Annotated in this window: 21 protein-coding genes and 1 pseudogene; 9 read left to right on the top strand and 13 right to left on the bottom strand. The window is 71.2% G+C overall.

All coding sequences use genetic code 11. The features are described 5' to 3' along the window. The first annotated feature begins 31 nt into the window (after window positions 1-31). Complete coding sequence (locus AOK00_RS23750; protein WP_216822265.1) at window positions 32-1411, top strand: DUF1996 domain-containing protein; 1380 nt, start codon at window positions 32-34, stop codon at window positions 1409-1411. Window positions 1412-1897: 486 nt separating this feature from the next. On the opposite strand, the gene AOK00_RS23755 is transcribed toward AOK00_RS23750, so the two are convergent. The 6 genes from AOK00_RS23755 to AOK00_RS23780 form a co-directional block, all read right to left on the bottom strand. After that, window positions 1898-2317 carry a DUF7144 family membrane protein gene (locus tag AOK00_RS23755; RefSeq protein WP_055602319.1) on the bottom strand — a complete coding sequence of 140 codons (420 nt, stop codon included), beginning with the start codon at window positions 2315-2317 and terminating at the stop codon, window positions 1898-1900. A gap of 38 nt (window positions 2318-2355) precedes the next feature. After that, a complete protein-coding gene (locus AOK00_RS23760; protein ID WP_055602320.1) occupies window positions 2356-2844 on the bottom strand; it encodes an SHOCT domain-containing protein in 489 nt (162 codons plus the stop codon). Between the two features lie 88 nt (window positions 2845-2932). Then, window positions 2933-3607: an HdeD family acid-resistance protein gene (locus AOK00_RS23765; protein ID WP_055602321.1), complete on the bottom strand. Its 675-nt coding sequence runs from the start codon at window positions 3605-3607 to the stop codon at window positions 2933-2935. Window positions 3608-3877: 270 nt separating this feature from the next. Then, window positions 3878-4882 carry a tellurite resistance/C4-dicarboxylate transporter family protein gene (locus AOK00_RS23770; protein WP_254047476.1) on the bottom strand — a complete coding sequence of 335 codons (1005 nt, stop codon included), beginning with the start codon at window positions 4880-4882 and terminating at the stop codon, window positions 3878-3880. Window positions 4883-4917: 35 nt separating this feature from the next. Continuing rightward, on the bottom strand, window positions 4918-5529 hold the full coding sequence (locus AOK00_RS23775) for a histidine phosphatase family protein (protein ID WP_055602322.1): 612 nt from the start codon (window positions 5527-5529) through the stop codon (window positions 4918-4920). 244 nt (window positions 5530-5773) lie between these two features. Beyond that, complete coding sequence (locus AOK00_RS23780; protein WP_055602323.1) at window positions 5774-6334, bottom strand: helix-turn-helix domain-containing protein; 561 nt, start codon at window positions 6332-6334, stop codon at window positions 5774-5776. A gap of 191 nt (window positions 6335-6525) precedes the next feature. Here AOK00_RS23780 and AOK00_RS23785 point away from each other — a divergent pair, with 191 nt between their 5' ends. After that, window positions 6526-7650: an arylsulfotransferase family protein gene (locus AOK00_RS23785; protein ID WP_055602324.1), complete on the top strand. Its 1125-nt coding sequence runs from the start codon at window positions 6526-6528 to the stop codon at window positions 7648-7650. Then, window positions 7647-9104 carry a uracil-xanthine permease family protein gene (locus tag AOK00_RS23790; RefSeq protein ID WP_079042159.1) on the top strand — a complete coding sequence of 486 codons (1458 nt, stop codon included), beginning with the start codon at window positions 7647-7649 and terminating at the stop codon, window positions 9102-9104. Before AOK00_RS23785 ends, AOK00_RS23790 begins: the two co-directional genes overlap by 4 nt. A 24-nt stretch (window positions 9105-9128) precedes the next feature. Here AOK00_RS23790 and AOK00_RS23795 read toward each other — a convergent pair whose 3' ends face one another. After that, window positions 9129-9677, bottom strand: a complete 549-nt coding sequence (locus tag AOK00_RS23795; RefSeq protein WP_055602325.1) for a rhodanese-like domain-containing protein — start codon at window positions 9675-9677, stop codon at window positions 9129-9131. 264 nt (window positions 9678-9941) lie between these two features. Next, window positions 9942-10421 (bottom strand): AbfB domain-containing protein, encoded by a 480-nt coding sequence (locus AOK00_RS23800; RefSeq protein ID WP_055602326.1) that lies wholly within the window; start codon window positions 10419-10421, stop codon window positions 9942-9944. Window positions 10422-10619: 198 nt separating this feature from the next. Between AOK00_RS23800 and AOK00_RS37425 the strand changes: the two are divergent. The 3 genes and pseudogenes from AOK00_RS37425 to AOK00_RS39175 all read left to right on the top strand — a co-directional run. After that, window positions 10620-10797: pseudogene (locus tag AOK00_RS37425) on the top strand (SAM-dependent methyltransferase); the annotation flags it as partial. 66 nt (window positions 10798-10863) lie between these two features. Then, window positions 10864-11265, top strand: a complete 402-nt coding sequence (locus AOK00_RS23810; protein WP_055602328.1) for an SMI1/KNR4 family protein — start codon at window positions 10864-10866, stop codon at window positions 11263-11265. A gap of 55 nt (window positions 11266-11320) precedes the next feature. Next, window positions 11321-12790 (top strand): TerD family protein, encoded by a 1470-nt coding sequence (locus tag AOK00_RS39175; RefSeq protein WP_159041835.1) that lies wholly within the window; start codon window positions 11321-11323, stop codon window positions 12788-12790. Window positions 12791-12802: 12 nt separating this feature from the next. Here the strand turns inward: AOK00_RS39175 and AOK00_RS39735 are convergent, their stop codons facing one another. After that, on the bottom strand, window positions 12803-13360 hold the full coding sequence (locus tag AOK00_RS39735) for a hypothetical protein (protein ID WP_216822266.1): 558 nt from the start codon (window positions 13358-13360) through the stop codon (window positions 12803-12805). A gap of 378 nt (window positions 13361-13738) precedes the next feature. On the opposite strand from AOK00_RS39735, the gene AOK00_RS23825 reads away from it, so the two are divergent. From AOK00_RS23825 to AOK00_RS23835, 3 genes are all read left to right on the top strand, one after another. Further along, a complete protein-coding gene (locus AOK00_RS23825) occupies window positions 13739-16099 on the top strand; it encodes a collagenase (RefSeq protein WP_055602331.1) in 2361 nt (786 codons plus the stop codon). Between the two features lie 97 nt (window positions 16100-16196). Then, window positions 16197-17183, top strand: coding sequence for a proline racemase family protein (locus AOK00_RS23830; RefSeq protein ID WP_055602332.1), 987 nt, complete (start codon window positions 16197-16199; stop codon window positions 17181-17183). Then, a complete protein-coding gene (locus tag AOK00_RS23835; protein WP_079042160.1) occupies window positions 17180-18115 on the top strand; it encodes an ornithine cyclodeaminase family protein in 936 nt (311 codons plus the stop codon). The genes AOK00_RS23830 and AOK00_RS23835 overlap by 4 nt, the downstream gene beginning before the upstream one ends. A 52-nt stretch (window positions 18116-18167) precedes the next feature. On the opposite strand, the gene AOK00_RS23840 is transcribed toward AOK00_RS23835, so the two are convergent. From AOK00_RS23840 to AOK00_RS23855, 4 genes are all read right to left on the bottom strand, one after another. Then, window positions 18168-19148 carry an ABC transporter ATP-binding protein gene (locus AOK00_RS23840; protein ID WP_055602333.1) on the bottom strand — a complete coding sequence of 327 codons (981 nt, stop codon included), beginning with the start codon at window positions 19146-19148 and terminating at the stop codon, window positions 18168-18170. Further along, window positions 19145-20149: an ABC transporter ATP-binding protein gene (locus AOK00_RS23845; protein ID WP_055602334.1), complete on the bottom strand. Its 1005-nt coding sequence runs from the start codon at window positions 20147-20149 to the stop codon at window positions 19145-19147. Before AOK00_RS23845 ends, AOK00_RS23840 begins: the two co-directional genes overlap by 4 nt. Further along, the gene (locus AOK00_RS23850; protein WP_055602335.1) at window positions 20149-21135 is read right to left on the bottom strand and encodes an ABC transporter permease; all 987 of its coding nucleotides are present in this window, start codon (window positions 21133-21135) and stop codon (window positions 20149-20151) included. The genes AOK00_RS23845 and AOK00_RS23850 overlap by 1 nt, the downstream gene beginning before the upstream one ends. Then, window positions 21132-22028 (bottom strand): ABC transporter permease (locus AOK00_RS23855; protein ID WP_055602336.1); only part of this gene is annotated, 897 nt, incomplete at its 5' end. The genes AOK00_RS23855 and AOK00_RS23850, both read right to left, overlap by 4 nt.

Here is a 22028-nt window from a genome sequence, read left to right on the forward strand (position 1 = left end):
CTCCCGCCCCCTCCTCCCACAACCCCAGAGGGTGAGCAGACGATCCGCTCACCTCCACACCCTGTTGGCGGGCGTGCTGGCCGTCGTCCTGGCCGCCGCGCTCAGCGTCACACTCACCGCCCAGACCGCGTGGGCCGCCACCGTCGTCGTCCAGGCCGAGTCCTACGCCGCGCAGTCCGGCGCGGGCGTCGAGGCGACCGCGGACACCGACGGCGGGCAGAACGTCGCCTACCTCGCCGACGGCGACTGGATGCGCTTCGACAACGTCGACCTCGGCGCCGCCGGTCCTCTGACGGCCTCCGCCCGCATCGCCTCCGCCACAGGCGGCCCCGGAACCGTGGAACTGCGCACCGGATCGCTGACCGGCCCGCTGCTCACGACCTTCCAGGTCTCCCCGACCGGGGGCTGGCAGAACTGGGCGACCCGGACCGCCGCCATCACCACCCACCCCGCCGGCCCGCAGACGCTGTTCGCCGTCATCCGCAGCACCGCGCCCGGCGACTTCGTCAACATCAACTGGTTCTCGTTCGGCAGCGGCAGCGGCAGCGGTGGTACCGAGCCCGGCTGGGTCGGCATCGACCAGGCCGCGTGGAACACCCAAGTGGCACAGTTCCGGGCCATGACCCCGTCCACCGTGCCCGCCGGCACGGTCCGCGTACCCGAGTTCAACGCGACCTGCACCTACAGCCACTCCAAGCCGGACGACCCGATCGTCGCCCCGGGTCTGCCCGGTGCGTCCCACATGCACAGCTTCTTCGGGAACAGGAGCACCGACGCGTTCACCACGTCCCAGAGCCTGCTGGCCAACCCGGGCACCAGCTGTACCCCGGCCAAGGACCTCTCCGCCTACTGGATCCCCACCCTTTACCAGGACGGCAAGGCCATCGAGAGCGACGGCATGATCGTCTACTACGGCTCCAGGCTGCCCGACCCGTCCGCGACGGTCCCCTTCCCGCAGGGTTTCCGCATGATCGCCGGTAACGCCAAGTCCCAGGTACCCACTCCTGCAGGCTCGGCCAACCAGTTCTTCTGCGCCGGCGAAGGAGGCGAGATCGCACGCAGCGCCGACGGCAACTGGCCGGTCTGCGCCCCGACCGCCAAGCTCGTCCACCAGCTGCTCTTTCCCGACTGCTGGGACGGCAAGCACCTCGACAGCCCGGACCACAAGTCGCACGTCGCCTTCGCTCACAACGCCACGTGCAGCGGCGACCACCCCGTCGCCATCCCGTCCGTCTCCTTCGTCATCGGCTACCCGACCTCCGGAAGCAGCACCGGCTTCTCCCTTTCGTCCGGCATGGCGTCGTCCATCCACGGCGACTTCTTCAACGCCTGGGACAACGCGGCACTGGGACACCGAGTGAAGGACTGCATCGTGCAGAGCGCCAAGTGCAACTCCGCCGGCACCTTCTGACCCTGCGGATGGCGTGGGCCCTGCTCGCGGTGCTCATGGTCACCGGCTGCACCACGCGACCGGTGACCGGCCCGCCGCGGGCAGCGGCTTTCAACGCCACCGACACCGCGTGGATCCAGCTCATGATTCCCATGACCGAGCGGGCCCGCCTCCTCACCGGGCTGGCGCCCTCACGCACAGCAGATCCCGCCCTCGCGGACCTCGCGACCCGGGCCGGAACGCGACTGGAGCGGGAACGGGTGAGACTGCGGGCACTCCTGGACCTCTCAGGGATCCCCGACACCCGCCCCACGAGGGGCACAACATGCCCGGCATGGTCAGCCTCGACACCCTCGCCAGGGCGAAGAGAGCGACAGTGCGCCACGGAGGAACTCGACCGACTCGGAAGCCCCTACCGACCGTGACCATGACCGGACCCGGTCGGCAGGCGCACCGCGTCAGAGGAACCCCTGCGTCAGAGATGTCCCTGCGTCAGAGAAGTCTGCGTCAGAGGAGTTCCTCGCGCTTCACCACGCACAGTGCCCAGATGACGAACCCCGACATGGCGACCATCAGGATCGACCAGGCCGGGTAGTAGGGCAGGGAAAGGAAGTTGGCGATGATGACGAGCGCGGCTATGCCCACGCCTGTCACGCGTGCCCACGTGGCCGTCCGGTACAGCCCGAAGCTCACGAGGATCGCGATGACGCCGAGGACGAGGTGTATCCAGCCCCAGGACGTCAGGTCGAACTTGAAGACGTAGTTCGGCGTGTTGACGAAGACTTCGTCCTCCGCGATCGCCATGATGCCGCGGAAGATCCCGACGAGGCCGCTGATCCCGAGCATGACGGCGGCGAAGACGGTCAGTCCGCCGGCCCAGGCCTGTCTCGTCGTGTCCGCTGCCCGGGTGGTGTGAGTGGAGGTCATCGTGATCCCTCGCTTCTCGGTCGAATGGTCGGGCGCGGTCAGCGTCCGGGGGTGGGAGGTACGCCGGGCGCGGGGCTCGCGGCCGGCCGGTCGTCGGTCAGGATCAGCGCCTTGGCCCGGCCGAACTCCTCTTCCGTGATGTCTCCGCGGGAGCGGAGCTCGGCGAGCCGGGTGAGTTCCTCGGCGTGGCTGGGCTGCTTGCCACCGGAGGCGGTCTCGCGAATGTAGGCGTCGAATTCGCGCTGCTGGTCACGGGCCTGGGTGATCTCACGGCGGCCCATGTCCTTGCCGCGGGCGATCACGTAGACGAGGACACCGACGAAGGGCAGCAGGATGACGAAGGCGAGCCACCCCGCCTTGCCCCATCCGTTCATGTCCTTGTCGCGGAAGATGTCGGTGATGATCCGGAAGAGCAGGATGAACCACAGGATCCAGAGGAAGAACCAGAACATGGTCCAGAAGACGTTGAGCAGCGGGTAGTCGTAGGCGAGGTACACGATTCCTCCCTTTCCGCGGTCGCCGGGCATGCCGTGGCCTACCGCGGGTCGTGCGCGTGGCGGGGTTGAGAGAGCCTCACTCCGAAGGCCGGGCGAGGCTGGGTCGGCGGCACGGCTGTCAGACGGGGCCCGGTGAGTCGTGGCCCGCGACGCCCGCCCTGCGCAGTGCCGATCGCCACGCCAGCGCGACGGCCGTCTCGGCCAGGCCGAGCAGGACGAGCCAGAGGCCGAGCAGCCTGGTCAGGGCCCGAGCCGACTCCGTCGGCAACGCCAGCACCACGATTCCCGCGACGATGCCGAGGGCCGCGACGGCCATGACGATGCCGCGGTGCGGCATGCTCTTGGTGGCGATCGCCGTGTAGAGGGTGACGATTCCGGACACCAGCCACACGGCACCGACGATCAGCGAGAGCGCGGCGATCGTCTGGAGAGGGTTCCTCAGGCACAGCACCCCGCCCAGGACACAGAGGACGGCGACGATCAGACCGGGCACGCGGTCGCTGCCGCGTCCGAAGACGGTCACGAACTGGAAGGCGCCGGTCAGCAACAAGTACACCCCGATGAGCACGGCCAGGACGTGCAGGGTGACATCCGGCCACACGAGCGCCAGGATGCCCGGGATGAGCGTCGTCAGGGCGGCGCAGAGGAGCCAGACCCACGACCGGCCGAGCCGTGCCAGCTGGTCCGCCGGGTCGATCGCGTGAGCGGTCGCTGCCCCGCCGGCACTGTCCTCCGGTCCGGCGGCGCTGTCCTCCGGTCCGGCACGGGCTCCGGAGCCCTGTGACGTTGCCATGTGTCCTCCTCCCGCCGCCCGGGTGGATCGTCCTGGAACTCAGCGTTCCAGAAGTCGCCACGTCCCACGACGCTCGGATCGAGCGAGGAGCGGGCCGGCAGTCCGTACAGATGAGCCTTGCCGATGTTCCTCGGAGGTCTCGTAGTGCATGAGGTGCTTCTCGGAGGGGCCAGAAACAGGAGCCCGTGGGGCTCCAGGACCAGTGTGCACCCTGCGCCTGCTTGCCGCCTCACCTCGTGAGGAAGGGACAGGACGGCCCTGGCACGACCGTCACCGGTGTGACCGGGGCCGTCGCCGGTTACCGGCAGCCGGGGAGGCGCTGCCACGGGCGTGCCCCATGAGCGAGTGGGCGAAGCCGTAGGAGGTCGGAAGCCACACGGCGACGGCGATCCACAGCAGCACGCGGCCCCACGTCTCCAGCCACCCGACTCCGGTGGCGGCCGCGACCGACAGGGACGCCACCGCTGTCATGCCGAGTGGGAAGACCGTCGCCCATCGACGGACGTCGTATCCGAGGCGTGGGCGGGCCAACTCACCGCAGAGCAGGACCGCGTACCAGGCCAGATCAAGCGCCGTCAGGACGAGCGTGGTCGTCCGCAGGGACGTGGCCGCGCCGTCCGACCAGACGCCGGAGGCGAGGAGCTTCGATCCGGCGAGCGCCGAGATCGCCAGAGCCCCGCCGGCGATCCAGTGGTCGCCCGCGCCCGTCACCACCTGGCGGAGATCGAAGCGGACCAGCGCGTCGACGTACCACACGAGTCCCAGCAGGAACAGGCCGAGAGCCACCCGAGCGAGCCAGTCACCGGCCTCCGGCGCGAGGACCGCACACAGGACCGCGAGCCCTTGGGTGGCCACACAGATCAGGAACACGGCGCCCGGTGCCCGCCGGGGCAGGTGCCGGAGGACGGCGACCATCGTCACGGGCCACACCACCGCGGCGAGCACCAGGAGTGACACGGCCACCGGAGTGAGGCCGAGGAGCTCGAACCGGACGCCGAGCACCGTCGTGGCAGCTACCGCGGTGAGCGCGGGCGGGGTGTCGGCGGTCGCCTCCCAGCGGCGCCGGTCTCCCAGGAGCAGTGCCGAAAAGCCGAGCGCCAGCAGCAGCCACAGAGCCGTGGCCAGCCACAGCGCCACGACAGAGACCACCTCGAAGCCGGTCAGACTCAGACCGACCGACAGGATGCCGGTGGCCATCACCGCGGCACCGGCCACCGGCGGCCACGCTGCCCCGTGCCCGGCGTACCGGATCATGACGTTCTCACGCTTGTGCATCGCGCCCCATTGCGTCGCTCACAGCCGTGTCCGTGTCACGTACGGGCAGGGGGCAGCGGGCGCTGGTTCCAGCCCGCCACCACCGGCAGCCCGTGCTCCGTGGACAACCTGCCGACCCTCGCCGTCGTCAGGAGGAACAGCCGCCCCTCGGACGCAGGCAGGCCAAGGTAGCGGGCGGTGAGGACGCGCAGCAGATGAGCGTGCGCGACGACCACGCCGTCCTCCCGCGAGGCGGCGAGGAGAGGCACGACGCGCGCCAGCACCCGGTCGGCCCGTCGCCCCACGTCCTCGGCCGACTCGCCCTGCCGCCCGTCGGCGTGCGGGGGTACGCCGTCGTTCCACAGCGACCAGTCGGGCCGGGTCTCGTGGATGCGGGCCGTGGTCAGCCCCTCGTACCCGCCGTAGTCCCACTCGCACAGGTCCTCGTCCGCCACCGCACCCCGCAGCCCGGCGAGTTCGGCCGTGTGCCGGGCCCGCCGCAGGGGACTGGTGAGCGCGAAGGAAAGGGAGCGGCCCTCGAAGTACGGGGCGAGTGTGCGTGCCTCCGCCTCGCCGTCCGGCGTGAGCGGCAGATCGGTACGGCCGGTGTGGCGCCCGGTGGCGCTCCACCGTGTCTCGCCGTGACGGATCAGGATGAGGTCGCTCATGGCAGCGGTGCTCCTTTCGCCGGCACGACGACGTGGGCCTTCGACGGCGTAGGGCGGCCGGGGGGTCAGGTCATGCTCTCCAGCGTGCGGCCTCGGTCTCCGTCACGCACTTGAGGATGACGACGAGGATGAAGAAGGCGCAGGCCGCCGTCCCCGGGGACGGTCGTACCCGCTGGGGCGGAGTGCGGCGTCGACAGCGGGCGTGAGGTACCGCGCGGGACCGGATCCCCGGTGGCTCGTCCCCTCAGGGCCCCAGGACCTCGACATGGTCGCCGACCGCGACCACGAGGACCCGTGAACCCGGTTCGACGGTGCGCCAGCGGTGCCGGACGCCGCCGGACACCAGGAGCGTGTCCCCGCGTCCCAGCCGGTGGATCCGGCCGTCGGCCTCCACCTCCACCGAGCCGTCCGCCACGTACATCAGCTCGTCGTTGCGGTGCCGGAACTCGCGATCCGCCTCGTGCTCGCCGACGAACTCGAGTGCGTGCAGCTGATGCCGGCCCCGTACCACCGGCCGTACGCCGGCCTCCCGGTCGAGGCCGCCGTCGTCATCGGCGCGCACCACGTCGATCGTGCGTGTGTGGTCCGAGGTCCCGAGCAGCTGCACCGCCGTGGTGCCGAGGGCGTCCGCGATCCGCTGCAGCGACCGGATGCTCGGGCGCGCACGGTCGTTCTCGATCTGGCTGAGGAACGGGGAGGAGAGCCCGCTGAGCCGCGCCACGTCGGCGAGCGTCAGGTCGAGTGCCCGGCGCCGACGGCGTACGGCAGCCCCCACCCGCGGGGTGTTCGCGTTCTCGGCCTCCATGGATGTCCCGTCCTTCCCCCCGCCCCAAGGCGCCGTTCTCCCTGGTCGACGGTGCCTGACGGCACCTTACGCGGCGCGACGCGGGAACTCGGAGACGGTTTCGTACTCCCGACACACGCCCGTCACACAACGGTCCTACCGTCAAAGTCGGTTGTTGTCATCAAAGAAAGTTTGAAGCGAGGAATCCCGGCATGCCCTCTGTCGACCAGAACTCACGCCGCCGTCGTCCCGTCGGCCTCATCGCCCTGGACGAGTCGGCCGTGTCCGACGGCTACACGCTCTACGCACCGCTCACCGGCACCGGGGAGGTCCACCTCATCGACCTCCACGGCCGTACCGTCCACGGCTGGAACCTTCCGTACCGCCCCGGCCGCCACGCCCGTCTGCTCGCCGACGGCACTCTGGCCTACAACGGCGTACTGCCCGGGGAGCGCGCCCTCTTCCCGATGTGGCACAAATACCGGGGCGGCGTCATGCTCCGTGCGGCTCCCGACGCCACCGTCCTGCGGGAACACCGCGATCCCCTCCAGCACCACGACGCCCACCACCTCGACGACGGGCGCATCCTCTACACCGCCCTGGAACCCCTGACCGCGGCCGAAGCCGCGTCGGTACGGGGCGGCGTGCCAGGCTCCGAGGCCGAGGGCGGCATCGTCTGGGCCGACACCATCAAGGAGGTCGGACCGGAGGGCCAACTCCTCTGGTCCTGGCGGGCCTCGGAGCACCTCGACCGCGCGTCCTTCCCCCTGCACGAGGCCTATGCCCGCGAACACTGGCCACTGATCAACAGCGTCACGCCCCTGCGGGACGGCAACATCCTGGCCAGCCTGCGCAGCGTCTCGGCCGTCGTCGTCATCAGCCGCGACACCGGCGAGATCCTCTGGCGCAGCCGTCCCGGCACGGTCAGCCAGCAGCACGCCCCCACCGAACTGGACGACGGCCGGCTGCTCGTCTTCGACAACGGCGTCTTCCGGCCCGGACACGACGTCCCCTACTCCCGCGTCATCGAGATCGACCGGGTGACCGACGACATCGTGTGGGAGTACCACGACCCGGCGCGCGAGTTCTTCTTCGCGCCCTTCATGGGCTCGGCGCAACGCCTGCCGAACGGCAACACGCTCGTCACCGACTCGCCGTCGGGGCGGCTGTTCGAAGTGACCAAGGACGGCTACCTGTGCTGGGAGTACGTCGTCCCGCACTTCGCCGGCTACGGCGAGAGCGAAGTCCGGGGCCTCTTCCCGTCCGAGCCGAACGCCGTCTTCCGCGCCTACCGCTACACCGCGGCCGACATCCCGTGGCTGGAGGCGACGGCATGACGACGACCCCGGCGTCCAAGCCCACTCCGGCGTCCGAGTCCACCCCGGCGTCCCCTCCCGCCTCCGTCGATGCTGTCGAGGCCGTCGAAGCGGGGGAGGCGCTCGACGCGGTCGACGCGGTCGACGCGAAGGTTCCATGGCGGAGACTGATACCGCTGTCGGCCCAGCACGTCCTGGCGATGATCGCCGCGCCGGTCTCCACCGTCTTCCTCATCGCCGGCACCCTGAAGATGCCGCCCGGTGCGACGGCCTCACTGCTCAGCGCCGTCCTGCTGCTGTGCGGAGCGGGCGCCCTGCTCCAGTCCCTCGGCGTGTGGCGGATCGGCGGCCGCCTCCCGTTCGTCATGCTGCCCGGCGGCGCCGCGACCGCGCTCTTCCTCCAGATCGCCCAGGACCACGGCGCGCCGACCGCCGCCGGCGCGGTCCTCCTGGCAGCGGCCCTGCTCCTCGCCGTGCTGCCCGTGTACGCCCGCGTCGTACGGCTCTTCCCGCCCCTGGTCATGGGGGTGACCGTGCTGCTCATCGGGATCGCGATGATCCGCGTAGCGTCCCGGCTCGTCACCGGCCCGGACGGCACGGGCGAACCCCGCGCGGTGCTCCTCGCCGGGCTCACGGTCGCGGCGACCGTCGCCGCGTACGTGTTCCTGCGCGGCGTCTGGCGCCAGACCTCCGTCCTCATCGGGATGGCGGCGGGCACCGCCGTGGCGGTGGCGAGCGGCCTGGGAACCTTCGTACCCGCGGCCGGCAGCGGATTCGCGCTGCCCGCGTTCCTGCCTTTCGGGACGCCGAGGTTCGACCTGCTGGCCGCCCTTCCGCTGCTCGTGTTCAGCCTCACCACCCTGGCCGAGATCACCGGACAGACCGTGCTCAACAGCGAGACCGTCGGACGGACCCCGGCTCCCGAGCGGGACGTCCCCCGCGTCGCCCGTGCCGACGCCGTCGTCTCCCTGGCGGGCGGGCTGTTCGGTACGTCCCTCATGGTCACCAGCGCGGAGAACATCGGCATCGGCCGGCTCACCGGGGTCCGCAGCCGGTTCGTGACCGCCGGGGCCGGAGCACTCCTCGTGGTCCTCGGCCTGGCCACGCCCGTGTCCCGGGCGCTGGCGGGCATACCCGAGGCCGTCGTCGGGGGATCCGCCCTCGTCGTCTACGCCGTGATCGCCGTCATGGGCGTCGAGATGCTCCGCCGCGCCGACCTGTCCGGCACCGGTACGGGCTCGCTCACCGCAGCGCTCGCGCTCACCGTGGGACTGCTGCCGCTGCTCACCCCGGACCTGTACGCGGGGTTCCCCGGCTGGGCCCGAACGATCCTGGGCAGCGGCGTCGTCGCAGGCACCCTGACGGCGGTCCTCCTCACCGCGCTGCTCGGCCGGTTCAGCCGGTTCAGCCGGTTCGACCGGTTCGGCCCCGAGAGCCGTCACCCTGATCCGCCGGACCCGCGCGACCGGCGGTGACCACGCGGGAAGCGGCGGCGCGCGTCAGCTGTGGGACGCCGCGCCGCGCCGGTTGAAGGGGAGCCGGCCCAGGACCACCGCCATGCCGCAGGTGTCGGTGAGCGCCGAGAACACCAGACCCCCGGCGATCCCCGCCGAGAGCACCTGGAACGCGGGATGGACGAGCAGCCCGAGGACCAGGCCGAGCAGTACCAGGACCCCTGCGGTGAAGCGCACCTGACGCTCCATCCCCCAGACCTTCCGCACGGCACCCGGCGGGTACTCGAGCGGATGGCCGGCCGAGGCCCACCCCCGGGTGCCGCCGGTGAGACTCGCCGCGGCGACCCCGTGGGAGGCGAGCGCCGCGACGGCCTTCTCGGAGCGGGCACCGGAGGCGCACACCAGCAGGAGCGGCCTGTTCGTGGTGGCGTCCCGCAGGTCGGGCACCCTGTCCTCGATGCGTTCCAGGGGGACGTTGACGGCGCCGGGCAGGCGGCCGGACGCGAACTCGCCCGGGGTACGGACGTCGATCACGTTCAGCTCGGGCAGCCGAGCCTCTGCTTCGCCGACGGTGAGGGTGCGGGATGAACTCATGACGTACCTGCCCTTGGCGGCGACCGGGTACGACCCCGCACCGGCAGCGGCGGGGCCGTTCCCCGGATGCTAGACGTGCGCCGCCGCCCCTACACGATGACGTGCCCTGCTGCCACGAGCCCGCCATGACTCCGCCACACCGCGGCAACATGCCGCCGCGCCGCCGTGCGCTTGTGCGCCAGTCCCAGTCCCTGTGCGATGGTGCCTGGACAGCGGAAGGCGCGGCTGCCGTCGCGCCTTCCCGATTCCGCATCCGCGTCGTGTCTAGAAATCCTCCGGGTGGAGCGGCGGGGCAATCCTGAAGCATGCGGACTGAAGGTCGGACGGGGTCACCACCGGCTCGGCGAAGAGTTCGAAGTTCCTGTGCCGGATGAATCGGTTCGGGAACTTCACGGACCGGAACGACACCTGGTTCGGGTCTATTTCAGCCGGTTCTATGAAGTAGGTCGACTCCGCGATGACTTCCGCCTTGACCTGGGGGTCCGTGATCCCGGTGAAGAACTTGCTGTGGATGCGGAAGTTTTCGAACGTCGCGATGCGCAGACAGAATCCCGGTGGAGCAACTGCCCGTACCAGCATTCCTGTTCCGCCGAGGTTCACCAGGCTGGGACCGGTCCACTGGAACGTGGCGTTACGACGGTCTTCCTCGGTTTCGATCTTGGCGATGTCGACAAGGCCGTCGTGATCGATGATGAAGAAGTCGGGGAAGTTGTTCGAGAACAGTGAAAGTTTGAGAACGGCCACGATGTCCGTCCTTCCGTGATGCGTCCACGTGGATGCCCCGAGTAGTGGACTGCTCGATCGACTTCAACCACCCCATGTACGGGCACGGTTGTGGGAGTCGAGAAGGCCGTCACGTTCTGTGTCCATGTGAGTGAGGGCACTATGTCCATCATGCGCCGTCGAGAGCGTGGATGCCAGCGGTCACCACGGTGACGACTCATCCTGGCCGCCGCGGCGAAGACGCTCGATCTCTCGCAGCCGGTCGCTCTGATGCCGCTCGGCGTGATCATCTTTTGTCGAGGACGACGAGGAGTCGTACGCGATCGTCCGCCGGCTCACGGACGCGCTGCCGCCCGGCAGCCATCTCGTCCCGTCCCACACGGTCAAGCACCCCGACAAGAGCGTGCGGCCCCCGCGCCCCACGGCGGCCGTTCCCCCGCTCCGCTCTTGATAGAACTGCTTCATGAGTTCGAACGATGACCGGATCGCGCAGGTCGAGCACCACTTCGGAGTCCGGTTTCCCCAGGACTACCGGGACTTCCTCGGCACTACGGGGAGTCTGAGCCGGTTCGTCCCTCCCGCTGACGACTTCCTGGTGATCGACGCGCTGGACGAGCTCATCGGCAACAACGAGGCCGGTGAGTTCCAGAAGCGGTTCCCCGGCGCCGTCGTCATCGGTGGGGACGGAAGCCGCGAGTTGCTTGTCTACGACTTCCGTCAGGACCCCCCGCCTCTGGTGACACTCGACGTCTCCGCGGAGGGCTGGTCGTCCGCCATCCACCAGGCGACGTCCCTCTCCGCCTTGCTGGAGAACTTCCCCCGAACCGGATGGAACTGGGACGACACCGAGCCCCCGCTCGCCTGACCAATGCCGTTCCCGGGGCGTGGACCTGCCCGGGATCGCGTGCCAGCATGACGTGGTGACGGAGATCATCAAGGGGGAGAACCTGCCGGTCCCCGGGCAGGCGTGGCGGATCGAGGTCGTCAGGCAGGCGGCCGGTGACGGGGTGCCGGAGGTGGCGGCCTCCGCGCTGCTCCTGGACGCCACCGGCAAGGCCGTCCGGCAACTGGCCCTCGAACGGGGCGGCGCCGTGGAGGGCCGGTCCGCGGACCGGCTGGACCTCGACACCGAGCGGGTCGGACCGGACGTCGGACGCGTCGTGATCGTCGCCGTCGGCCGGAACGGCACGCTCGGGCAGGTGCCCGGCCTGTCGGTGCGGACGCTGAGCGCCGCGACCGGGGAGCAACTCGCCCTGTACGAGATCGACGACGCGACCACCGAGACGGCACTGGTCCTCGGTGAGTACTACCGGCGTGACGGTGGCTGGAAGTTCCGCGCGGTGGGCGAGGGCTACGACGGGGGGCTCAAGGCGCTGGCGGAGGACTTCGGCGTCTCGCTGCCGGCACCCGCCGCGGGCGGGCCGGTGCCGGTGGAGCTTCCGCGCGGGGCCGTCGGCAAGTCCTCCGGATCCGCTGCCGATGTTGCTGGTACGGAGTGGGGGCAGGTCTCGGGTCCGGCCCAGGGGCACGGCGGCGGCGGACTGACGAAGGGGGAGGCCGGGGCACACGGCACGGGCTCCTACGCACCGCATGCCTTCGCCCAGGCCACGCCCGAGGCACGGACCGGAGCCCTGTCCCCGTCCGAGGGCTCGACCCAGGGCTCGATCCGGACCCCGTCCCGTGGGCCGGGAGCGATCCCGGTGATGCCCTCGCCGGCCCCGTCGCCCGAGGCGATCGCCGCCGCCGCGATCCTCGGTGGGGAGTTCGACGACATCGTCTACAACGGCCGGGGCAGCGCAAAGTTCACCATGGAATCGACCCCACCGCCCGGCTATGTCCTGGTCGAGTTCGCCCGGACCGGCAAGGGCTTCTTCGACCTGGACTCCATCGACTGGAACGGCAGGGAGGCCGTCGACCTGGGGGACACGAAAACGTCCCACCGGTTCGAGAGGCGGGCGATGTGGTGCGACAACCTGTACCCGCTGCGCTTCCGCGTCGACTGCTATGACGACGACGAGTGGACGATCGTGATCCGGCCCGTGACCGCGGTGCGCCGGCTCGGCGAGGCGGCCACCGGCCGGGGCTCCGAGGTGCTGCTGCACACCGGGCCCGTCGGCGAGCTGGTCACCCGTCTGCGTCCGACGGAGGCGACCGGGTCCGTGCGCGTCAAGGCGTACAAGCCGCGTCGCCCCGGTGCCCCCGCCCCGTTCCCGGACTTGCTGGCGAGCGAGTCCGGCCGGAGCCCGCAGGCCACGCGCGTACTGCCGGAGGGGCCCCTGCTCGTGGCGGTCGTCGAAGGAGCGGGCGACTGGTCGCTGGAAGTCCGTCCCCCGGGGAGCGCACCCCAGGAGAAGCGCTCCGGAGTCTGGCGCCGCCTCGGCAGGTCCTAGCCTCGCGCTTGATCAGTCGGTGATGTACCAGTCGTTCCTGAGGTACTCCAGGGTGTAGCTGCCGAGGTCGCTCTCGGAGAAGGTGGCGGAGGACCTGACCGCTTCGACCGGCATCTCGATCTTGCCGGGCGTGCGGACGGCGACGCGCTGCGGATCGACCGTCGCGGTCTGCAGGGCCTTCTTCTGTGCGGGCGACATCATCTGGAAGACGGCGGTGTACGTCGACGTGCACGGGCCGAATCCCTGGTCCTCCGCCCGCTTCGCGGCGGGCCCGGCCACGTCGCAGACCGTGTCGATGTCCTCGTGGCCGAGGGCGTGGAGGTACTGCTCGTAGCGCCGGATCGCGCCCTCCTTGGTCCTGGGGGAGGGCCGCTCGCCGGTCGAGACCGCCGACGGCTTCCCGGTACGAGCGGTCGCGGTCGGTGTGGCCGGCGGCTCTTCGGTCCGCGTTGACCCGGATGCGGATGCGGATGCGGATGCGGATGCGGAAGCGGAAGCGGACGAGGTCGGCTGCGAAGGCTTCGCGCCCGCGTCCTCCTTCGTCTTCTCCGGACCGCACGCAGCCGCCATCAGAGCCACGCAAACCATCGCCGCCACGTTCACCATCGTCGGAGCTCGCATCCGGTTCCCTCCGCTCTCCCGACCATCGGCCGACAACACATCAGAAGGTCACGCAGGATGCGGAGGAACGGTTCCCGAGCCGGCCCGGGTCGGGTCGCCCGGCACCGGAGGCGGTACGGGGCGCAGCCGAGGGGCCGAGGGGCCGAGGTGGCGGGCGGCTCGGGAGGAACCTCGGGTAACTCGTGGCCGCAGAGGGGTTGTCAGTGCAATTTCACATTACTATGTTACACCGCACACGGTTCGATGAACCTTCGTCAAACACCGTGCGCACCACAACAGTTCTCGTCACATCCCCATTGACGTTCCCCCACCACTCATGGAGTTCTGTTGTCCATCCACAGACGTGTGCGTTCGTCCCTGCTCACCTCCGCCATCGCGGTGACCCTCCTGGCCTCCTCGGGCCAGACCGGGGCCTCCGCGGCCGACACGGACGCCCGCGCCACCGCTGTCCCCGCCGCGTCGACTGGCGCTCCGGCCCCGCGGGCCGAGCACGGAACCAATCCGTTCGACGAGGTGGAGCGCCTCGCCACCGCTCCCCGCAAGACCTTCGGGCCCGCGCCCGCCCCCGGCAGCCTCGCCGCCGGGCGCGTCCCCGGTCGGGCACCGGCCACCGGCACCGCCGCACGGACCTTCTCGGCCGGCACCAAGACGACCGCCGCCGGGGTTCCCTGCACGCTCGACGGGATCACCGGGCTCGGCCCCGAGCAGTTCGCCGACTTCCTCGCCGACCCCGCGGTCCTCGCCGACGACTGTCTGCGCGGACTCATCTGGACCTGGGACGCCCGGCTCACGCCCGTGATGTCCGACGCCCACGTCCAGGCCGTCGCGCGCCGAATATCCGGCCTGGCGGCCGCCCACGACGGCCGTAACTCCTCCCACCTGGAGGAGATGTTCACCTACCTGCACGCCGTCGCCTACCACGACTACTCCCGCGACGAGATCGACACCACCGATGCCCCCACCGTGAACGCCGTCCGCCAGGCCGTCGCCGACTTCGGCAACGCGGCCCGCACCTTCGACGTCACGAAGAGCAACGCCCTGACCCTGCGCGAAGCCCTCTACGCGGCCAGCGCCCCCGGACTCCGGCAGCACCAGCTCGGTCTGATCAAGCGGGTCCTCGCCACCATGGACCCGTCGCACACCGCCACCCACCTCGACCCGTCCTGGGCGGGGGCCGCGCTCGCCGCGCTCTCCGTCAACTACCTGGGCGTCTACCCGGGCAACCAGGACGCCGCCTTCCGGGCCGCGGCCGCCGCCGACCCGGCGTACCGCGCCGTCTTCAAGGCCTTCGCCGGGTACGTCCACCTGAAGGGCACCGCCAACGACTGGGTCGCCCGCGACGCCCTCGGCGAGTACGGCCGATTCGGCGAGATCCCCAGCCTGCGGACGGAGATCACCGCCGAACTCGGCGGCCTGCTCGGCCAGGTGGTCACCACCTTCGGCCGCGGCAGCCAGCAGTGGGCCAAGATCGTCTCCTGGCTCAACTACTTCGACGCGTGCAAGCCGTACGGCGTCTGCAAGGCGGACATCGAAGCGCAGATCTTCCCGTACACGTACACCTACGACAACGGCGCGATCAAGGTCCGCACCGGGCTCGACCGGGCCACCGTCGACCAGCTCTACTACGCGAGCAAGCAGGTCAAGGCACAGTTCCACCGGGTGGTCGGCACCGAGCGGCCGCTCGCCGGCGACCCCAACACCACCCTCACCATCGTCCTGTACGGCTCGCGGGCCGACTACGAGAACTACCACCCCATCCTGACCGGGATGGACACCAACAACGGCGGCATCTACATCGAGCGCGGCGCCACCTTCTACACCTACCAGCGGCGTGTCCCGCAGGACTCGTCGCTGACGCTCGAAGAGCTCTTCCGCCACGAGTACACCCACTACCTCAACGGCCGCTACGCGGTACCCGGCTTCTTCGGCGAGGGCCCCTGGTACCAGGGAGACCGCACCACCTTCATGGACGAGGGCACCGCCGAGTTCTTCGACGGCGCCACCCGCAGCGACGGCATCAAGGTCCGCAAGTCCCTGGTCCGCGGCATCATCAACGACACGGCGGGCGGCGGCCCCCGGATGAACCTCCGGCAGATCCTCAACGCCACCTACGACGGCGACGGCTTCCGCTTCTACAACTACGCGGGAACGTTCTTCGAGTTCCTCTGGAACGAGAAGCCCTCCCTGATCCGCGAGATGTACACCCACCTGCGGAACAACGACGTCGCCGCGTACGACGCCTGGCGCACCCGCCTCGGCTCCGACACGAACCTCCAGCGCGACTACGACCGCTTCCTCGACACCCAGATCGCCCAGGTCGACACGCTGTTCGTCCCCAACACCACGTTCACCCCCAACGCCCAGCTGCGCGACGCGGCCCTGGCCACGGTGAAGTCCACCTTCGCCACCGCCACTTACAACACCCCCGACTGCGTGGAGAACGGCGAGCCGGGCAAGCGGCGGTTCGTCTGCACCGGCCGGATCACCGCCAACCTGTCCAACTGGAGCAGTGCCGACCAGAACTTCAAGGACATGTCCGAGACGGTCGACTACTTCATCCTCGACCGCGCGGGCGCCGCCTCGAACAACCTGGCCGACATGAACTGTTCCTTCGGGCCGATCGACATCTGGTCCACCAGGGTCGCCGGCACGTCGAGCTTCAGCTGTGAGGGCCCCCTCCGCAGCTGACCCACTCCGGGCTGACCCATCCTGTCCGGGCCGGTCCCTCCACGGGGAGGGGCCGGCCCGGCGCACATCCCGAATCCCCTCCCGGAGGCCGTACTTCGTGAGCACCACCCCGCACACGGTCCGCACCACCGACTACCACACCGTCGGCGAACCCTTCCGGATCGTCGACGTGGACCTCCCCCCGATCCCCGGCGACACCGTCGCCGAACGCCGGGCCACCGCCCTCACGACCGGCGGATCGGGCACGGACCCGCGCCCCGGCCCACTCGACGACCTGCGCCGCCTGCTGTCCCGGGAGCCGCGCGGACACGCGGGCATGTACGGCGGCTTCATCGTGCCGCCCGACGACGACGGCGCCCACTTCGGCGTGCTGTTCTGGCACAAGGACGGCTACTCCACCGCCTGCGGCCACGGCACGATGGCCCTCGGCGCCTGGGCCGTCGACACGGGGCGCGTCCCGGCCCCGGACGACGGCGACGTCTCCGTACGGATCGACGTGCCCTCCGGCCGCGTCACCGCCGTCGTGCACCGGGCGGACGGCCGCACCACCGGCGTCACCTTCCGCAACGTCCCGTCCCGCATCGTCGCCCGCGAGGTCAAGGTGACCACGACGCTCGGCGCCGTCGACGCCGACCTCGCCCACTCCGGGGCCCTCTACGTCTCCGTTGCAGCCCGCGACCTCGGCCTCGACGTCTCCGCCCGTGCCCTGCCCGAACTCGTCCGCGCAGGGCGGGAGATCCGCGCCGCGCTCCCCGCGCACGACGTGTACGGCGTCATCCTGTACGAGGAGCTCCCCGACACCGCGGAGGGACTCCACCAGCGCAACGTCACCGTCTTCGCCGACGGGCAGATCGACCGCTCGCCCTGTGGCTCGGGCACCTCCGCACGCCTCGCCCTGCTCGGCGACGACGGACGTCTCGCCGTCGGAGACAGCCTGCGGCACGAGTCCGTCGTCGGGACCGTCTTCACCGGGCGCCTCCTGGCCGCGGGGATCACCGAGGTCAGCGGGACCACCCACCGCACCGGCACCCACGCCTTCGTCCTCGACCCGGACGACGAGCTGGGAGCGGGGTTCCTCCTGTGAGCCCGCCCCTGCTCCTCGACGCCGCGACGATGGCCCGGCTGATGGGGCCGGCGGCGCTGACCGACGTCCTCGCCGACGTCCTGCGGACCGGACTCGACCCCGACGCCGGACCTCCCCGCACGGCCGTGCCCGTCCCCGCCGGCGAACTCCTCCTGATGCCCGCGGCCTTCGGCTCCTTCGCCGGCGTCAAGGTCGCCGGAGTCGCCCCCGGCAACCCGGCCCGCGGGCTGCCCCGCATCACCGGCTCGTACCTGCTCCTCGACGGCGCCGACCTCCGGCCGCTCGCGCTCCTCGACGGAGCCGCGCTCACCGAGCTGCGTACCCCGGCCGTCTCCGCCCTCGCCGTCCGATCCCTCACACCGGCCGACCGGCCCCTGCGCCTCGTCCTCTTCGGGGCGGGCCCCCAGGCGTACGGTCACCTGGAGGCCGTCCTCGCCGTCCGCGAGGTCGCCGAGGCGGTCGTCGTCGCACGCGAACCGGCCGGCGGGCGCGCCCTCGCGGGGTACGCGCGGACCCTCGGCGTGCTCGCCCGTACCGGTACGCCCGACGAGGTGGCCGAGGCCGATCTCGTCGTCTGCTGCACCACGGCCCGGGTACCGCTCTTCGACGGAACCCTGGTGGCACCCGGCGCCACCGTCGTCGCCGTCGGCTCGCACGAGCCGACGGCCCGCGAGACCGACACCGCGCTCGTGGTCCGGTCCGAGGTCTATGTGGAGGCGCGGTCCGCCGCGCTGCGGGAGGCGGGCGACCTGCTCGTCCCGGTCTCCGAAGGGGCGATCGGGGCCGACCACATCGCGGGCGACCTCGCCGACCTGGTGGCCGGTCGCCGGGAGCCGTCGGCCGGGCACCCGCGCCTCTTCAAGAGCGTGGGCATGGCCTGGGAGGACCTCGCGGTCGCCACCGCCCTGTACACGGCGGCCCGTTCGTCCTGAACACACCGGTGCCCCGGTCCCGCGCGCACGCGGGACCGGGGCCTTCGCGTGCTCAGACGCCCTCGGGGAAGTGACAGGCGACCTCACGCGCCTCGCCCGGTACGAGTGTCCGCAGCGGCGGTGCCTCGGTCCGGCAGATCTCCCGCGCCTTGGGGCAGCGCGGGTGGAAGGTGCAGCCCGGCGGGGGAGCGGCCGGACTCGGTGGGTCGCCGAGCAGGGTGATCCGCTCCCGGCTCCGCTCGGCCGCCGGGTCCGGCAGCGGTACGGCGGAGAGCAGCGCCCGTGTGTAGGGGTGGGCGGGGGCGGCGTACACCCGTTCCTTCGCGCCGATCTCCACGATCCGGCCCAGGTACATGACGGCCACCCGGTCGCAGACCCGCTTCACGACGGAGAGGTCGTGGGCGATGAAGAGGTAGGCGAGCCCGAGTTCGCGCTGGAGCCGTTCCATCAGGTTGACGATCTGTGCCTGGACGGAGACGTCGAGGGCGGAGACCGGTTCGTCGGCCACCACGAGCCGGGGGCTGGTGGCCAGGGCGCGGGCGATGCCGATGCGCTGTGCCTGTCCGCCGGAGAACTCGTGGGGGTGGCGGTCGATGTGCTCAGGGATGAGGCCGACCAGTTCCATCAGCTCCACGGCGCGCTCGCGCGCGTCGGCGACCGTGGCGCCCTGTACGAGCAGCGGGTCGGCGATGATCCGGGCCACGGTGTGCCGGGGGTTGAGGGAGGAGTGCGGGTCCTGGAAGACCATCTGGAGGTCGCGGCGCAGCGGCTTGAGCGCCCGCTGCGAGAGGTGGCTGATGTCCCTTCCTCCGTACGAGACGGAGCCGGCGGTGGGTTCCAGGAGCCGCACGATCGTGCGGCCCGTGGTCGACTTGCCGCAGCCGGACTCGCCGACGAGGCCCAGGGTCTCGCCCGCCGCCACGTCGAAGCCGATGCCGTCGACGGCCCGGATCGGGGCCGAGCCCCTTCGGCGGCCGGGGAACGTGACCGCGAGGTCCCGTACGCGGAGGAGGGGCGGTGCGGTCGTGGTCATGGGGCGACGCCTTCGTACGCGGGGAAGTGGCAGGCGGCCGGGTGTCCGTCCGGGCCGCCGAGGGACGGGCGTTCGCTCGTGCAGCGGCCCCGTTCCTCGGCGGAGCCGACGGCGGCGCGGGGACAGCGGGGTGCGAACGCGCAGCCCGGAGCCGGTTCGAGCAGTGAGGGCGGGCCGCCCGGGATGGCCCGCAGCGGGGCGTCGTCGGGGTCGTCGAGGCGGGGCAGCGAGTCCAGCAGGCCGCGGGTGTACGGATGGGCGGGGGAGGTGAACAGGGCGTCCACTGGGGCGTGTTCGGCGGCCCGGCCGCCGTACATGACGAGCACGTCGTGGGCGACCCGGGCGACCACCCCCAGGTCGTGCGTGATCATGACGACGGAGAGGCCCCGCTCCTGCTGGAGACGGGCGATCAGCTCCAGGATCTGCGCCTGGACGGTGACGTCGAGCGCGGTGGTGGGCTCGTCGGCGATGAGGAGGTCGGGTTCGCAGACGAGGGCCATCGCGATCATCACCCGCTGGCGCATGCCGCCGGAGAACTGGTGGGGGTACTCGCCTGCCCGGCGCCGGGGTTCGGGGATGCCGACCTCGGCGAGTGCTTCGACGGCCCGCTCGCGGGCGATGGCCCGGCGCGAGCCGAAGTGGACCCGGTGATGTTCGGCCACCTGCTCGCCGACGGTGTAGTAGGGGTGGAGGCTGGACAGCGGGTCCTGGAAGATCATGGCCATCCGCCGGCCGCGGAGCGCGTTCAGCTCGCGGTCGGACAGGCCGATCAGCTCCCGCCCGGCGAGGGTGACGGAACCTTTGATCTCGGCGCCCGTGTGCAGGCCCATGACGGCGAGGGAGGTGACCGACTTGCCGGAGCCGGACTCGCCCACGATGCCGAGCGTCCGGCCGGGCAGCACGTCGAAGGCGAGGGAGTCGACGGCCCGGACGGGGCCGCGCTTCGTCGGGAAGGTGACCGTGAGGTCCCGTACCGACAGGAGGGGGGCGGGGGCGCCCATCAGTACCTCACTCGCGGGTCGACGACGGCGTACAGGAGGTCGACGGCCAGGTTGGCGACGACGATGAAGGTGGCGGCGAGCAGGGTCACCCCGAGGATGACCGGTTGGTCCCCGGTCGACAGGGCACCGTAGAAGAGCCGTCCGATGCCGGGCAGCCCGAAGATGGACTCGGTGATGACGGCGCCCGCGAGGAGCCCGCCGAGGTCCATCCCGAAGATCGTCAGGATCGGTGTCATCCCGGCGCGCAGACCGTGTTTGACGACCACGGTGCGGCGCGGCAGGCCCTTGGCGCGCGCGGTGCGGATGTACGGCTCCGCCATGGACTCGATCATCGAGTTCCGGCTCTGCCGCGCGTACATGGCGGCGTAGAGGAGGGCGAGCGCCAGCCACGGGAGCAGCAGGTTGGAGGCCCAGGACAGCGGGTCGGTGCCGAAGGGCACGTACTGCGGGTAGGGGAGCAGGCCCGTGACCCGGATCAGCCCGTAGATCAGCATCACCGAGGTGAAGTACACGGGGAGCGAGGCGGCGGCGACCGCGCCGACCATCAGGACGCGGTCGGTGAGCGTGTCCTTGCGGAGTGCGGCGGTGACGCCCGCGGAGAGACCGAGGAGCAGCCAGATCGCGGCGGCGCCGACGGCCAGCGAAGCGGAGACCGGCAGCCGGTCGACCAGGAGGTCCCACACGCCCTGGCTGTTCTCGTAGGAGTAGCCGAGGCACGGGAAGTCGCAGTGCAGGGCGTACGTGCCGGTGCCCAGGGTGCGGCCGGTGAAGATGCCGGTGACGAAGTCGGCGAACTGCCGCCACAGCGGGGCGTCCAGGCCCATGTGGGCCCGGATGGCCTCCAGACGTTCGGTGCTGCACGACTTGCCGCAGGCTGCGGCGGCGGGGTCGGAGGGCAGGACGTAGAAGACGGCGAAGGTGACGGCGGCGATGGCGACGAGCACGCCGAGCACACCGAGCAGGCGTCGGGCGAGGTAGAGGATCACGCGCCGCCTCCTCGCGGGTCGAGGACGTCGCGCAGCGCGTCGCCGAGCAGGGTGAAGGCGAGCACGGTGAGGAAGAGACAGAGGCTCGGGACGGCGAAGTACATGGGGTCCGTCTCGTAGTAGGCGACGCTCTCGGCGATCATCTGGCCCCAGGAGGGCGTCGGCGGGCGGACACCGACGCCGAGGTAGCTGAGGGCGGCCTCGGTGGCGATCATCCCGGGGACGATCAGCGTCGTGTACGCGATGACGGGCCCGGCGACGCCCGGGAGGATGTCGCGGACGAGGATGCGCAGGGGGCCGGAACCGCCGACGCGGGCGGCGTCGACGTACTCGCGGTGCTTGAGCGACAGGGTCTGGCCGCGGACGATCCGGGCGATGCCCGGCCAGCCGAAGAGGCCGATGACGGCGGTCATCAGGACGATCCGGTTGACGTCGCGCGCCACCGACATCATCGCGATCATGAAGATGAGGGAGGGGAAGGACATCGTGAGGTCCATCAGCCGGGAGAGCGCGGTGTCGGTGCGGCCGCCGAAGTAGCCGGCGGCGATGCCGGCCGCCGTCCCCGCGACGACGACGATCGCCGTCGCGGAGAAGGCGATGAGCAGGGAGACCTGGGCGCCGTGCACGACCCGGGCGAACAGGTCGCGGCCGGTGACGGGTTCGACACCGAGCCAGTGCTCGGCCGAGACGCCGCCGAGCGGTCCGATGGGGAGGCCGCCGAGGTACGGGTCGACGGCGCTCTTGTCGAACTCGTCCGGGCCCCAGCCGCCGAGCGCGCCGATCAGCGGGGCGGCCGCGGCGAGGAGCGCGAAGAAGGCGACCACGCCGAGGGAGAGGCGGGCGGCGGGGCGGCGGCGCAGTTCGGCACGGACGAGCTGCCAGGGGCCGTGGGC

Origin of the sequence: Streptomyces aureus (assembly GCF_001418135.1) — a bacterium.
Classification (GTDB): Bacteria; Actinomycetota; Actinomycetes; order Streptomycetales; family Streptomycetaceae; genus Streptomyces; species Streptomyces aureus_A.